This window comes from Pseudomonas sp. BF-RE-22 (genome assembly GCF_019956155.1).
In the GTDB taxonomy this organism is placed as follows: domain Bacteria; phylum Pseudomonadota; class Gammaproteobacteria; order Pseudomonadales; family Pseudomonadaceae; genus Aquipseudomonas; species Aquipseudomonas migulae.
The window spans coordinates 87,623-101,993 of sequence record NZ_JAHBDD010000087.1 but is presented as its reverse complement, the minus strand read 5'-3'; the positions used below and the strand labels follow the sequence as shown (position 1 = coordinate 101,993).

Genomic DNA, 14,371 nt, shown 5'->3' with positions numbered 1-14,371 from the left:
AGTGACAATGCCAATTCCGGATTTTCAAAGCGTGATGCGGCCGGTGCTGACCACCGTGCAGAACGGCGCACCACTACCGCTCAATGCACTGCGCGAGCAGATTGCTGATCAGTTCCAACTGACCGAAGAAGAGCGCAAGGAGCACCTGCCTTCCGGGCATCAGACGGTGATCAACAACCGCGTAGGCTGGGCTCGGACCTATCTAAATAAGGCAGGCCTACTGACTATTCCAGCGAAGGGCATGGTGCAAATCACCCCGCGCGGCCTCGATGCCTTGTCCAATGGACCAGAGCGCATCACCGTGAGCTGGCTAAAGCAATTCCCCGAGTTCGCCGATTTCCATACCACCAAGCCACACGCAGCGGGCATACCCGTTGTGATGGATATCACTACATCGGAAACCACTCCAGATGAGCAAATGGCCGAGGCCCATCAAGCTCTTGTGCAATCACTTGCTGATGAGCTTCTTGTTCAGGTGCGGGCAGCAACGCCGAGCTTTTTCGAACAAGTGGTGGTCGATCTGATGCTGGCCATGGGGTACGGTGGCTCACGCAAGGAAGCCGGCAAAGCCACTCAGCTCACCAATGACGGCGGTATCGACGGCATCATCAAAGAAGACAAACTTGGCTTGGACGTGATCTACCTGCAGGCCAAGCGTTGGAACAACACCGTGCATCGCCCTGAAATCGACAAATTCATCGGCGCACTGACCCGCCAGCGGGCCCGCAAGGGTGTGTTCATTACCACCTCGGACTTTTCCATGGGCGCAAGGGACGCTGCACTTAGCCTTGATATCAAGGTGGTACTTATCGATGGTGTCGAGCTCGCTCGGCTGATGGTAGAGCATAACTTGGGCGTGAGCGTTAAGCAGGTATACGAGGTAAAGCAGCTCGACAGCGATTACTTTGCCGAAGAGTGATTCGCGAACGGTCAGTTGGCTCATTTCAACTGGTGCGAGGATCCAGAACACGGCTTACTTCAGGAGTGCAGCAAAGTTCTGATGACCTCATCAGCCTGATCTGGTAGCGGCGATTTGCGTAGCCGGGTGAAGTGTTCAACAGCGCAACTGTGCGTGAAGCGTTAAAGCATTGGGATGACGTAGCCGGGGTTGCCGCCCGCAAAAGCATACTGTTTGACGATTCGGCGTTTGATATTGCTCTCAAACGCTTGATCTCCACTGGTTTAAGGTCTGAAATTGCGACTGCTCGGAAAGGACGTCCTTCACCTTGCACTCACGACCGGCATTCACCGACTCCAGGTCTCACGAGGCCACTTTTAAAAAACCAATTTTGACTACTACGCTCAAGTTTTCTTCTTCAAAGTTAATATTAGCCGTGTCATTTCGTTCTGCAGGTCTGCCAACTGTCTTTCAAGGTCAACTTGACGCTCAACCAGTGTTTCCAAGGGATTAACATCATCGAGCACTTCACGTACAAGATATTTGGAAACGCTCAAATTCCAATCATTATTTTCAATATCCGCCAATGACACCAATTTAGAAAAATCCTCATCATCTGATCTGGCGTCACAAAGAGCAACAACTTTACTCACCGCCTCACCGAGAATAACATTCCGATTACGGTCCTTCGAAAAAAAACTAGATGCATCTACAAAAAGCACATCACTTTCTTTTCGAGTTCGACGAAGAACCAAAATATTTGCAGGGACAGCAGTGCCGTAAAAAGTATTCGGCGGCACAGCCACGACCGTTTCAACATGATGATTAGCTAAAAACTTTACTCTAATAGCCTTCTCAACACCCTCTCGAGAGAGAACCCCAGTGGGTACAATAACTGCAGCACGGCCATTTTCCTTCAGACTAAACAACGCTCGCTGAAGAAAGGCATAATCTGCATTAGATCTAGGTGGAATGCCGTACTCAAAAAAAACATCGCTCGCATTGCCATCCCAGCGGAGGGAAAACGGAGGATTCGCAGTGACCACATCAAAGCGCCCGAACTTCCCTTTACCGTCATGAACGCTGAACATACTATTTGAAAGCTCAATACTTTTTTCATCCAACCCATGCAGCAGCATATTTGACTTTGCAATAAAAAGTGAGGCAGATGAAATATCTTGACCGTACAAATTTAACTGACCACCACTTGAATCCTCACTAACACGCCTTGCTGCTGCTATCAAAAACCCGGCGGACCCACATACCGGATCATACATACTCTCCGATTCTTGAGCCTTTAGCATCTCCGTCACCAAATGCACCACACCACGTGGAGTATAAGAGTAACCCGCACTATCGATACTATTTTCTGCAAATATAAAAAGGAGCAACTCGAAACACTCCCCAAGCGCTACTTGACCATCCCCTCCTTCGAATGGCAAGTGGCTCAGTCCTTGCCACAACTCATACAGATCCGCTTGTAAACGTGCATCTGTCCTCATCGAAGCAATGGACTTTAGACAAACCGAAACAAAATACTTTTTAAAACTACTCGAGTCACGGCCACTTTTTTCTACGGTGACCATTAACCATCGATCAAAATTCTCTCGCCCGCTTAACAATGGTACGCTTTTGGAAAAATTATAATCTAAAAAATAAAACCTCAAAACCATCAACAGTACTATTTGCTCAACCAACTCTGAACCACTTAAACGCGACCGCAGCCGTTCAATCGAGGGAGAGACAACACGAATAAATTCCTGCTGCAAGTTAGCCGTCACTTTACTTCACCTTCCAATACTTGCATACAAGCACTGGCCATCAAGTTTTCACCATTCACCAAAAGCTCCTGCAATACTGATTTCTGCTTACACCAATTATCATAGATTTGCAGAATCATCCCCTGATCTTCAGGACCCGGAATCGGAATTTCTATTTCAGATAAATTTTTTATACTTATGTTTGGAATCGTCGCACCGCCACGAATTGAATCCAACGCTCTACGACCAAAAGGCGAATTTAAATACCAATGAAAATATGCAGAACCAACACCCTGATCCAACGACTTTATTACTGCCACTTGATTTGTCGTGACGACTAAAATGTCAGAGTTCTTCACGCTATAGAGCATAGCCTCACTCCTATTCCCTCTCAGAGGTAACAGGACATCACCAAAAGTCAAAGATACTTTAATCTTGGCCGGATCAATTTCCGCAAAAGGCAATTCGTCAGCATCTATCAGAGCCCCCTCACGAATATCTTTTATTTGAATCAAGCGTATGCCACTCTCATCGCTTATCGCTTCTGCTTTTTCTCTGAAAGTCTGCCCAACAGAAATTTTTGCAACCGATGAAAGTTTTTTTTTCTGAATCATTTTTTTAGGAGTCCGCTCTGGTCGACAACGTCTTTTTTTAGCGCTACCTCTATGCTACTGATGTGTGAACCGTCAATCGAGGTTGACAGGGACTGTCTGAAGTCGAAATTAATGCTCGGGCTTAGGACAAGAAAAATCGCCACCGTCAGGGCGTGAGTAGAAAATTTCTTAGATCGTTTCTTTTTCATTTTTTTTTGCTCCACCCATCGCTTAACAAGATCAGCGGCGACCACAGAGGCCTGTACTGCTGGTACTGCTCATGCAGTAAGGCAAGAGTAGGTGCTTGTCTCGCTACTGTCAAATCAGTATTGCCAGTACCGCGCTGAATTCTCTTGGCGATCTATCCTCCACTCAGCTGATCAAACCAAAACCAATTGCAATCTTTTTCAGCCACGGCTTATGAAAAATCTAGCAATGCTGATCACGGATAACTAAACCCCTTAACCAACGTCAACTCCCCCACCGCCCGCATCGGCACCAGAAAAGTCTCCATCTTCTCGTTCGGCGTCCCTTCCTCCGTAATCACCGTCACCTGCGCCGTCGTCAACGGCTGAACCGCATCCTCCTGCCCCTCTTCATCACTCCGATACCCGCCCCCAAAGTAATTCACATACACCAAATACTGCCCCTTGATCGGCGCCGGCATGGCGAAGATTTCCGGCCCATACCCCGTCGTCACGTCCACATCCAGCGCCGCGCCATTAGGCGCAACACGATCGCCATACCAGATATGCGCACCATCGGGCGTGATGAGGTGCAAGTCCAGATCCGTGCCGTCGCTGTCCCAGGCCAGCAACACCCGCAATTTCGCCGGTGTCGCACCGCCGCTGGCGTTGAGGAACTGTGTGCGATGGCGTTGTTGGCCATCGGGGCTGCGGACTTCGACGCTGTTGCTGCCGTTGGGGAAGGAGAACGGTCGGTCAAAGCGGCCAGCGGGATCGATCTTCAGCGGCATGCTGACGCCGTTTACGATCAACCGGCCCGGTTCAGTGGACTTGGGGGTGGCTTTGATCTGGCCGGTGATGCGTGCGGTGTTGGCCTGTCCTACCGGCGTATTCACTGAGGAGGCCGGGTAGTTGACGGTCTGGCGGAAGTTTTCGCCTTCGCCCTCGGCCGCGCCCGTGCGCCAGCCGCCGACGGGGGTGTCGAGTTTGACGGCGCTTTCAGCCGCAAAAACCGTCGGCAATACGCAAACAGAACAAAGGAACAGGAAGACCTGTGGATAACGGAGTTTCATGGCCTATTCCAGCAAGAGGTGGCGGGCGAGCCCTTCGATGTAGGTTTCATCCTGGCCGTTGGGGTGTGCTTCGAAGGCCAGGTGCAGGTATTCGTGGGTCAGGTCGAGGCGGTCTTGCAGCGACAGCACGCCGCGCACGTAAATGCGCTGACGCTCGCGGTCCACAAAAGGGCGGCCGAAGGCCAGGCGGCAGACGGCGAAGGTGCTGACTTCGTTGTAGCCGGTTTCGCTTTCGAGGCGTTGGCGCCAGCCGCGTCGTTGGGTTTGCAGCCAGTCTTGGGCGGCGGGCAGTGCTTCGCAGGAGGCGACGGGGTTGTCCCAGCGGCTGAGGCTCGCGCGCGGGTAGGCGTGCAGCAGGATGGCGTCGTAGCGCTGGCCGGCGTTGGCTTGTTCGACGGCGTGTTGCCAGGAGAGTTTGTCCGGGCCGGGTTGATCGGAGTGATAGGTGACGGTGCTGCCGGCGAGTACCAGGTCGCTGGTCCATGCGGCGATGTTGCGTGATTCGGCGGTGGCCGGGCGTGGGGCGACGCGTTGGCGGCTGCTGCTGTCGTCGATGCTCAGGCAGTCGCCGTTGCGGGTGGCGTTTTGCAGCAGGTAGGTGCGGATGGCGATGGCCAACGCTTTGGCGGCTTCAGCAGGTTCGGGTTTGGCTTCTCGTTGCAGGACGCGAGCGACATATTCTTCTCGGTCCAGACGGGCGATCAATTTATCGCCCACCAAAAACAGTTCTCCGTCGCTGTGGATATCGAGTTGGTTGCCATTAGAAAACTCGACGCGAAAATCGCCCTGCAGTGGTCCGGAAGAAACAACACGATCCCCCGCCAGAATCCGCCCGATCGGATAACGAGAAAACAGACCGACTTCGACGCAGCGCCCCGCATCCAGAGGCCATTCAACCGGCAGCACCGAAGCCAACGCCTCACCATAATTGCGCAGCACCATTTGACTGGTCCCGCGCCCACCCGCCCAGATCGGCGTTCCATCCACCATCCAACCGGCAAACCCACCTTGGCGCGTCGATGGATCCTGGTCGCCCAACCAGCTCCAGGTTTTCACCCGCAACCGGCCACCGAGTTCGCCCACGACATTGCCGTCGGCGGCATTCAACACCACGTCCAGCAACACTCGCCGTGCCTGATCCTGCGCGGGCATCACGGCCAGCACTTTAAGCAATTCAGCCACCGACACTCGCGTGGATGGCTGCAATGAAGGCAAGTCCAGCAACCACTCCGGCGCCTGCCGTGCCTGCCAATATGTGCGCCAATCAGCGCCAGCAATGCCCAGCCGCGTAGGCTCAAAGTACAAGCCACACGACTTCACCAGCGCCTGATCACGCTCGATCTTGCCGCCTGCGGTGCAGCAATAGACTTCTTCTTTCGACTGCCCGCGACACTCATACGCTGGCTCACGGGCGCCGGTTTCCACCAGCCAGCCGTACACAAATAACTTCCACAGACTGCCCAATGGCGTTTGCAAATCCGAAGGCAACGGCTCGCGAGCAATCACCTGAGTCCGGCTCAGCGACAGCAATTCACCCTTGAAGCCCAGACGCAGCGGCTCGTCCTGCGCCGTCGCCAGCGCAGGGATCAAACACAGCAGCCACCAAAGCAAACGCCGGGTCATGTCAGTTGACCGTGACCTGGCCAAGCGCCGGTTTCTGTTCCTGAGCCTGATGCTGCGGCGCGTAGACCTGAGTGAAGCGCACTGGCGGCAGGTTGAACTGGCCTTTCTGCGAGAAGCGCACCAAGTGACGCAAACGCAATTCGCCGCTCAAGGCATCTACCGGAATTGCGTAAGCCATCTGGCCCGGCTCAAAGCGCGCCTTCTCCAGCGCCGTCGGTTCGGTGCCCGCCTTGCCCATCAACTTGATGCCCCACGTGGTGCGCTCGACATCCGCGCCCGGCGGAAGCGGCACTTCGATCATGCCGTAGCGCAGCGGTTTCGCGGCTTTGCTGGTGATGATCACTTCGTCCAGATACAGGCTGTCGCTGGACAACGGTTTGGTGCCCACCGCTTCCAGTTTGAAGGTGAAGGCTTCGTCACCCGGCACCAGACGCGACAAGCGACGCGTGATGGTCACAGCCATCGGATCAACCGGCGGTTGTTTCGTCTGGAAACTCAACACAGCACGCAACGGACGCTCTTGCGTCCCGCTCAGCGACAACACTGCCGGCACCGACGAAGCACCCTGCCACGTCCAATACATCTCACCGGTATCACCGTAGTTTTTCTTCCAGCCTTCACCCGGTGCCAGTGCGATGGTGGGCGAGGCCTGCTCGATGCTGCGTTGCAACCAGGTCAGCGCCAATGCGCGCTCCAGGGTCGATTGCTGTGGCAACAAACGTTGCAACAACGCTTGCGCATGAGCCTGATCGAAGCTTTGCAGCGACAGGTTCAAGGCTTCGGCAAACGGCTGCGAACTGACGGCCAGACGCTGTTGCGCATCCGCCAGTTGCCGATTGAAAGCATCCGGCAAAGTGACCTTCGACTGCTTCGCCAAAGAAGCGGTCAACGCACGCGCCGCCGCCAGACCCAACGCCGAATCCGGATCGCTCATGACAATGCTGTCTTCGCCATCCTCCATCAGCGTCGCTGCATTGCCCTCACCCGCTTTCGCCAGATCATCCATCAAACCACTGAGCAAGGTGTTGACCGGCAATTGCATCTGTTTGGCGAACGACAGGATCAACGCACGCTGCAACAGCGGCGTATTTTTCGCCTGTTTCGAATAGACCTCCAGCACCCGCTGCCAATGCTCCGGCGGCAGGCTCAGTTCCAGTGCTTTGCTGGCGTGCCAGTCGGCGTAATAGGCGTACGCAGTGAGGAACGCGTCCGGCTCACCGTCCATGCCCCACCAGGTGAAACTCGCCGACGGCCCGGCCATTTGCACCAGACGCAGACGGCTGTTCTGCATGATCAGGCGCAAGCGATCGCGGATCTGTGGGTTCGACGACAAAGTCGGGTACGCAATGCTCAACGGCAACAAACGACTGGCCGTCTGCTCGACGCCGCCATACGGATAGCTGAGCAAATCATCCAGTGCCGAACGGAACAGCGCTTGCGGACTGTCATCCAGACGCAGGCGAATGTCCGTCGCATCTGCCGGCAAGGTCAGCGGCGTATCACCGCTGGCCACGTCCAGGCTTTGACTCTGCGTAACGAGCCAACCTTCGCCGGTCGCGGTCAGACGCACGGCCAGGGCGTCAGCGGTTTTGCCGTCCTGCACCAGCTCGGCGGTCCACTCGCCACTGGACAAGTCGAACGCCGGCAGCGCGATGTAGTTGATGCCGTTGTTCAGCGTCACGGGCACGCGCTGTTCGGCACCTGCGTAATGAATCACCAGCTCAGCCTTGACCGGTTTTTCCGCCTGACTGAAGGCGAACACGCCGAGGTCCGGTTTGTCGCCACTGCGGAACTTGGTCGGGCCGCTCCACTTCAGGTACAGCGGTTTTTCCGAGCGCAGGAATTGCTTTTTCTGCCCGACCTGACCGTCATCGGCGATGGCGCGCGCAGTGATGCGCCAGCGGGTCAGCGAGTCCGGCATCTTGAAGGTGAAGCGGGTTTTACCGCTGGCGTCGGTAATCAATTCCGGCTGCCACGCGGCGGTGTCGACATCTTCACGTCGCGGCCGCTCCAGCACTTTCACACCACGTTCGCTGCGGTTGGCTTTGCCCGGCGCACCGGGGCTGCCCGGCAACGCGACGTCATAGCTGATGAATGACAGACTGGCGCTGGTGCGCACGTTGTTGCGGCGCGGGTGATAGAAGAACTGGTCGATGGTTGGCGCGACTTCCGGTTGCAGCGCGTAGACCATTTCGTCGACGACGCTGACCGTCAGGTGCGCCGGAATCGGCTTGCCGGCGAACTGCGTTGTCAGGTCCACGGACACCGTATCGCCCGGCTGATACACCTCTTTATCGGTGACGATGGCGACGTCGATTTGCGGCGCGACCACCTTGATGCCAGCGTTCTGGAAGCTGTACTGGCCGCCCTTGGTGTACAACACCGAGAACGTCAGGTTCGGCGCAAAGTTATCCTTCACCGGAATGCGCGCGCGGTATTGGGTGTCGCTGAGTTTTTCCATTTTCAGCCAGTCGCCGCCCTTCGACATCAGCGCGGTGGCCTCGACCTTGTCGCGTTCCAGCGACAGCAAGGCATCGCTGACAGGCTCGGGAAAAGTGATCAGCGCGAGGGCTTCGTCGCCCGCCTTGTACTCGGGTTTATCGAGGACGATTTCCACGGTGCCGGGCACGGCTTTGACGCCATCGCCAGTGACCGAATGCCCCGTGGCACCGACCACGCGACCATGGTCATCCTTCAACGTCAGGTTGTAAGTCCCCGGACGTTCGAAGGCCAATGTGAAGCCTTTATCGCTTGCCGCCAGTTTGCCTTCGCCCGTGGTCTGATCTTCCAGACGCACCCAGCTGTAGCCGCTCGGCGTGACCGCCTTGCTCTGCTCGCTGCCGCCTTCATTCAGGTAGCTGAACGCAACCTTGTCGCCCACCGCACTGAAGCGCTGCGGCGCGTTCAAGCGGAAACTCGCGGCGCCACGGTCGATGAGGATTTCCTTGGTGGTCTTGACCCGATACGCCGCGCCATCGCTGGCGAAAACGGTGAGCATGTAACGGCTCGGTTTCTCGGCGGCAGGCAGGTCGAGGGTCGCGTTGCCTTTGGAATCGGTGGTCAGTTCGGTGCTGGTCAGCTCCACCGGGAATTGCCCGAGGTATTGCAGCTCGTTATCGACCATCGACAGTTGCTGGGCGCGCAGGCTCAGGCTCAACTTGGCATTCGCGACGGGTTTGCCGTCCGGGTACAACAGCACCAGGCTGCCTTTCACCGGTTCGCCGGTGCGGTAATCCTGCTTGGCCAGGTTCAGCGAAATCTCGAAGTGCGGCTTGATGTATTCAGCCACGCGGAAGGCGCTGCTGTAGGCCTGATCCTTGTAGCTGAAACGCAGTTCATAACCACCCGCCACCGCGTTGTCCGGCAGCTGGAAACGACCTTGTGTGCCGGCCTTGGAATCGAGTTTCAACGCCAGCGTTTGCAGCGCGGTGCCGGTGGCATCTAGCACCGTGACATTCACATCCGCCGCCGTCGGCAACACCGAGTCACGGGCGTTCTTGAACTCGCGACCGACGATTTTCAGCGATACCCAATCTCCCGGCCGATACAGCGGCCGGTCCGTAAACGCATAGAGTTTGGTGTCGTAGATTTCGCTGTCGTAATAGAAGTTCTCGGAGACAAACACCCCGCCCTCTTCGTCCTCGCCGATCACGAAAGAACGCTCCGGGCTGACGTGTTTCAGGCGCAGCAAACCATCGGCATCGGTGGCGCCACTGCTCATCACGCCGAGGCCATCGGTCCACAACACATTAACCTTCGGCACCGAACTGCCTTCGTGTTTACGTGCGGCCCAGACCAGCAGTTCATCACCGGCAATCTTGCTCACGGCCACGGTGTTGGAAACGAAAACCATGGTGGTCGCGCGGTACTTGCCGATCAGCGCTTCCACCAGATACAGCCCCGGCTTCAGGTTGCCCAACGGGATGTACACGTTGCCCGGCGCGACAGTGACGAACTCGCTGGACGAACCGGCGAGGTTCACGCCCTCGGGCGGCTGGATCGGTTTGGCTTGCCACAGTGGATAACGGAACTGGCTGACCACCGGCAGGCCCGGGATCAGTGCGAATTGCGGCTGCGCGTCGTAAGGCGTTGGCGCGGCGATGGCAGTGCCCATCTTCAGTTCCGGCACTTCCTCGGTGACTTGTTTACGCGACTCGTAGGAAAACGCCCGCTGCATCACGCGACGGGATTTGCGGTACCAGTTGTCCCACAGGTACGCGAGGGTGTTCGACAGGCCTTCACCCTTGAACTGACCGTCGCTGACCACGCGGTGCAGGTTCTTCTGGCGCTTGAGGAAATCCAGCGGTTTGTCGATGCGGTACACACGAATGTCCGCGCCGCCGTAAGGCTCCATGCGGAAACGACGATAGTCACGGCCCGGTGCTTCGAGGCGCACCATCGCCTGTTCGTCGCTGGCAAAACTGCTGTCCGCCAGCAGGAAAAAGCTTTCACCGGCCACCGGCGTGTAGCCGCTCGGTTCGACGGTGTCTTCGGCATTCACTGCCGAAAAAGGCAGGACCAATACCAACAGTAGAGACAGAAAACGCAGCATGCGGGCACCGGTCATTGGGAGAGAAAGTTCAGTCGATAGACGCCGATGAAGTTGGGGTTGGCTGCGTCGGGTATCCATCGGGTGTCCTTCCATGTCATGAGTTGCTGCAGGCTCGCGGAACGCATGCCGTTGTCAGTGAGGGTTGTGGTGCCGGTGTGATAGGCGATGTAGCGGCCCATCCAGATCATCAGGTGCTGGTCGTCGCCCTGATCGAAAAACATCAGGTCGCCGGGCCGGGCTTGGGCCAGGTCGCGGCCAACCAGATGGCTGTTGAACTGAATCAGTTTGATCGCGTTGACGTACGGCCCGACCTTGCCGCCGCCCTGCTGCCATTGCTGGGCGAGACCGCGTTGCGCCTCGCTCAGTTGCAGCTCCGGCGGCAGGTAGCGGTTGGACAGGCCATTGCTGCGCAGCCATTTGTCGTCATGGACTTTCAGCGCTTCGTTGGCGGCAAAACGCACCAGCCCCGCGCAGTCCTGCTGATACCAGCGCGGGCTCGGGCCCTGGGTCAGTTGCTCTTGGGCGATGCGCACGAACCAGGCGCGGAACACCTGGGATTGCTGCACGTCGAGCGGCGCGGCGTCACTGGCAAATACCCGACTGCCCAGCAACATCGCCAGCAGGCCGAGGCCTCGGATAAGTGCGGTCACAGCGCTTTCCATTCCAACGGCAGCCATTGCCAATGGCCGTCGGGCTCGCTGCCTTCCGGCAACGTCAGCGCGTATTTGCCGTAGCCGCCGAGCTTGCGCAGTTTCGGGATCAGGTAGGTTTGCGCGGCGTTGTAGAACACCGGTTCCATGTCCTGCGGCAGGCTGTCGAGGGTTTCCTGTTGCATCAGCTGCGCCATGGAATCCGGGCCGAAGTAGACCGGCATCAGCAAGTCTTTCGGCACCACATCGGCCATCGGCGGGAAGCGTTTGTCGAGGGTGCCGAGGGCTTTGTCCACGAGTTTGTCGTCGAGGGAGAACAGCAGCGTCGAACCGTGGCGCGCCAGGCTCACGCGCATGAACGCCTTGCCGGTGATTGCGTCCGGGTTCTCGGCGTCCTTGGCTTTGTAAGGACCGAAATTGGAACTGACCTGACGCTGCCACTGGTGGTTTTCACCTTCCTGCTTCTCGACCACCGGGAACGCGTGTTCTTCGACGTTGCCTTCGTAGGCGCCGACCATCGAGCTGAACAAATTGCCCAGGTCACCGTCGAGTTTGGCGCTGTCGTCGTCATTCAGACTGGCCACCAGCAGCGGCGTGTACAGCCGCGAATCGGCGTACCAGCACAGGCCGGCGGCACCGGCCATGTGTTCGGTCAGTGCCTGGGCCACGGTTTCTTCGGCACCGAGTTTCACCAGCAACGGCTTCTGTTGTTCGGCGGCGAGCGGCAAGGCCACGCAAGCACTGGCGCCCATCGGCATGGCTTGCCAGATCGGTTTGAAATCGAAGTCCGGCTGGTTTTCCAGTTCGTCCATGGCGAGGAAGCTGTGCCAGCCCTTGTCGTCCATGTCGAAACGCAGGCCGGCGAAGTTCGGGATGAACCGCTGGTAACCCATGGCCAGTACGCTGGAATTGACCGACAGGCGTTGTTTCACTTCCGGCGCGCGCAGCGGCAGGCCGAAGGCTTCGGGGAAGAGTTTCTGACCGCCGAGCAATGCTTCCAGCGATTGAGTCGAAACCATCCCAGGCTCATCGATCGGGCCATTACTGTTGTCGTACAGTTTCGAAGGATTGGACAGCACCACCAGCTTGTCGCCATGAGAGGCAAACAGCAGCGCCTTGCTGTTGTTGTAGGTGAGCTGATACAGCGGCACCGTATCGCCGGCGACCTTGATGTCACCGAGTTGCGTCAGCTGCGAATCATCCATCGCCACTTTGGCCAGCGGCTCCAGCACCTTGGCCAGACCACCGCGATCCATCACCAACAAAAAGTCTTTCAGGCGACCATCCGCCCCGCGCCACAACGCGACATCCGCCGGTTGATCGAAAAGCTGCTCGATCAGGCTGTCCTGCAGCTTCAGGTCATGTTCGTAGATGATCCGCCGCAGACTGCCGATCAAGCCGAGGCGATCGGCATGGGCTTCGTAATAGAAGACGAAATCTTCGGTCAGGGTTTCCTTGAGGAACGGCACCGCCAGCAAGTCCTTGGGCAATTGGCTCAAGGAGCGGGTTTCAAGCAGACCGTCCGGGCGGCTCATGCCCAGTTTGTCACTGGCCAATTGCGCCGCCGGCGCCTTGGGTTTGTGCATGAACCAGCCAAGTCCGGCCGCCACGCCAGCCACCAGGATCAGCCCGCCCAACAGCAACGGCCAGCGCCGGGAAGGTTTGGCAGCAGGTGCGTCAGCAGCCGGGGTAACAGTGTTATCGCTCATGTTCACAACGCCCAGTTCATCCGTGGTGCGGGATGCTTAATAGTTGAAAGTCTTGACCAGCAGCAGGTCACCGATCGCGCGCAGGGGCACGATGAAGGTCTCGCGTTTTTCGTCGACGGTGTTTTCGTTCAGCACCAGGTTGATCTGCGAGGTGATCACCTCGTTCTGGTTGCTGGTCTCATCGAAGTTATAGCCGCCGCTGCCGAAGTTGCCCCAATAGTTCACGTAAACCAGATAGGTGCCATGCAGCGGCGCGGTCATGGTGAACATTTCCGGGCCGGGGCCGTCGACGCCGTCCGGGTCGAGGCCGCCGCCGTTGCTCATCGCCGGGCGAGCCCAGAACGCATGTTGGCCGTCGGGGGTAATGATGTGCAGGTCGAGCTCGGCTTTCGGATCGTCCCAACCCAGCACCACGCGAATCCGCGCCGGGGTACGCAGGTTGTTGGCTTCATAGAATTGGACGCGCTTGAGGGACTGGCCTTCGACGCTGCGCACTTCGACGCTGTTGGAGCCTGCGCCAAACGCGTAGGGCCGGGCGAAACGCCCCTGGTCGTCGGTGTACAGGTTCAGAGGATTGCCGTTGACCGCCAGCGTGTGCGGCCCGCGTTGAGTGCCGATGGCCTTGAGCTGGCCTTCGATCATCGTGCGATTGCGCTGTACGCCCCGGTCGATGGGCGGCGTTGGGTAGGCGACTTGCGGGTTTTCGCTGCGATCGAGCAGGCCGTTGTAGCGCCAGCCGCCCACCGGTTCCGACAGCTCGGCTGTCGGTTCGGCACAGGCTGCGGTCGCGCAGACCCACCCCATCAGCAATAGAAGAAATGAACGCATGTGATGCCTCCTGCCATGCATAACGAAACCTTGCGCCTGATCCTCGGCGCGTTACAGATCCAAATACTGCGTTTCGTCAGAAAGACCCGTGACTATTGGGTCGTAGAAGGCGCGAAGGTTAGCCATTTGGCGGGTTTTTAACAATCGGATACATCTTGAATTGCGGGGGGGATCACGATGATTGTTGGATGTGGGCTGAATAATCCTCGTCATTGCAGTAGTGCTGTTACCTGAGAAAGCAGTCCTGCGGATGTACCCGGTACCTTTGTGGGAGCGGGCTTGCTCGCGAAGGCTGTGTGTCAGGCGGTAAGTTTTTTGATGGTGTACATATCCATTACTGGGGTAGCGGCGGCTATTGGTTCCGCCCTTACGGCGGGTTACTTGGAAAAGCGCCAAGTAACCAAGCGCCTGCGCCCCTGACGTACGGTGCCTCGCCAAGGCTCGGCATACCCTCGCTCCGGTCCTGCTCCGTGGGCCCGCCGCCATCGGCCATCCATGGC

Annotated in this window: 9 protein-coding genes and 1 pseudogene; 2 read left to right on the top strand and 8 right to left on the bottom strand. The window is 57.5% G+C overall.

The window, feature by feature from the left end:
- Window positions 1-7: 7 nt before the first annotated feature.
- On the top strand, window positions 8-919 hold the full coding sequence (locus KGA82_RS28830; RefSeq protein WP_223453263.1) for a restriction endonuclease: 912 nt from the start codon (window positions 8-10) through the stop codon (window positions 917-919).
- Between the two features lie 146 nt (window positions 920-1,065).
- Window positions 1,066-1,197, top strand: a pseudogene (locus KGA82_RS28825) (Appr-1-p processing protein); the annotation flags it as partial.
- Between the two features lie 105 nt (window positions 1,198-1,302).
- Here KGA82_RS28825 and KGA82_RS28820 read toward each other — a convergent pair.
- The 8 genes from KGA82_RS28820 to KGA82_RS28785 all read right to left on the bottom strand — a co-directional run bounded on the left by KGA82_RS28820 (window position 1,303) and on the right by KGA82_RS28785 (window position 13,871).
- A complete protein-coding gene (locus KGA82_RS28820) occupies window positions 1,303-2,679 on the bottom strand; it encodes an N-6 DNA methylase (protein WP_223453262.1) in 1,377 nt (458 codons plus the stop codon).
- Window positions 2,676-3,272: a restriction endonuclease subunit S gene (locus tag KGA82_RS28815; protein WP_223453261.1), complete on the bottom strand. Its 597-nt coding sequence runs from the start codon at window positions 3,270-3,272 to the stop codon at window positions 2,676-2,678. The genes KGA82_RS28820 and KGA82_RS28815 overlap by 4 nt, the downstream gene beginning before the upstream one ends.
- Window positions 3,273-3,693: 421 nt before the next feature.
- Window positions 3,694-4,509 carry a YfaP family protein gene (locus KGA82_RS28810; RefSeq protein ID WP_223453260.1) on the bottom strand — a complete coding sequence of 272 codons (816 nt, stop codon included), beginning with the start codon at window positions 4,507-4,509 and terminating at the stop codon, window positions 3,694-3,696.
- 3 nt (window positions 4,510-4,512) lie between these two features.
- Entirely contained in the window at window positions 4,513-6,132 is a 1,620-nt protein-coding gene (locus KGA82_RS28805; RefSeq protein ID WP_223453259.1) for a DUF2300 domain-containing protein, read from the bottom strand.
- 1 nt (window position 6,133) lies between these two features.
- On the bottom strand, window positions 6,134-10,699 hold the full coding sequence (locus KGA82_RS28800; protein WP_223453258.1) for an alpha-2-macroglobulin family protein: 4,566 nt from the start codon (window positions 10,697-10,699) through the stop codon (window positions 6,134-6,136).
- Window positions 10,696-11,346: a DUF1175 domain-containing protein gene (locus KGA82_RS28795; RefSeq protein ID WP_411737578.1), complete on the bottom strand. Its 651-nt coding sequence runs from the start codon at window positions 11,344-11,346 to the stop codon at window positions 10,696-10,698. Before KGA82_RS28795 ends, KGA82_RS28800 begins: the two co-directional genes overlap by 4 nt.
- Window positions 11,331-13,043 carry a DUF2138 domain-containing protein gene (locus KGA82_RS28790; protein ID WP_223453257.1) on the bottom strand — a complete coding sequence of 571 codons (1,713 nt, stop codon included), beginning with the start codon at window positions 13,041-13,043 and terminating at the stop codon, window positions 11,331-11,333. Before KGA82_RS28790 ends, KGA82_RS28795 begins: the two co-directional genes overlap by 16 nt.
- A gap of 36 nt (window positions 13,044-13,079) precedes the next feature.
- Complete coding sequence (locus KGA82_RS28785) at window positions 13,080-13,871, bottom strand: YfaP family protein (RefSeq protein ID WP_008042997.1); 792 nt, start codon at window positions 13,869-13,871, stop codon at window positions 13,080-13,082.
- Window positions 13,872-14,371: the final 500 nt, after the last annotated feature.

Excerpts from the sequence above, each read along its gene's own strand:
- KGA82_RS28790 (WP_223453257.1), bottom strand. The coding sequence starts at position 13,043 with ATGAGCGATAACACTGTTACCCCGGCTGCTGACGCACCTGCTGCCAAA.
- KGA82_RS28810 (WP_223453260.1), bottom strand. The coding sequence starts at position 4,509 with ATGAAACTCCGTTATCCACAGGTCTTCCTGTTCCTTTGTTCTGTTTGC.
- KGA82_RS28785 (WP_008042997.1), bottom strand. The coding sequence starts at position 13,871 with ATGCGTTCATTTCTTCTATTGCTGATGGGGTGGGTCTGCGCGACCGCA.
- KGA82_RS28800 (WP_223453258.1), bottom strand. The coding sequence starts at position 10,699 with ATGACCGGTGCCCGCATGCTGCGTTTTCTGTCTCTACTGTTGGTATTG.
- KGA82_RS28795 (WP_411737578.1), bottom strand. The coding sequence starts at position 11,346 with ATGGAAAGCGCTGTGACCGCACTTATCCGAGGCCTCGGCCTGCTGGCG.
- KGA82_RS28805 (WP_223453259.1), bottom strand. The coding sequence starts at position 6,132 with ATGACCCGGCGTTTGCTTTGGTGGCTGCTGTGTTTGATCCCTGCGCTG.
- KGA82_RS28815 (WP_223453261.1), bottom strand. The coding sequence starts at position 3,272 with ATGATTCAGAAAAAAAAACTTTCATCGGTTGCAAAAATTTCTGTTGGG.
- KGA82_RS28830 (WP_223453263.1), top strand. The coding sequence starts at position 8 with ATGCCAATTCCGGATTTTCAAAGCGTGATGCGGCCGGTGCTGACCACC.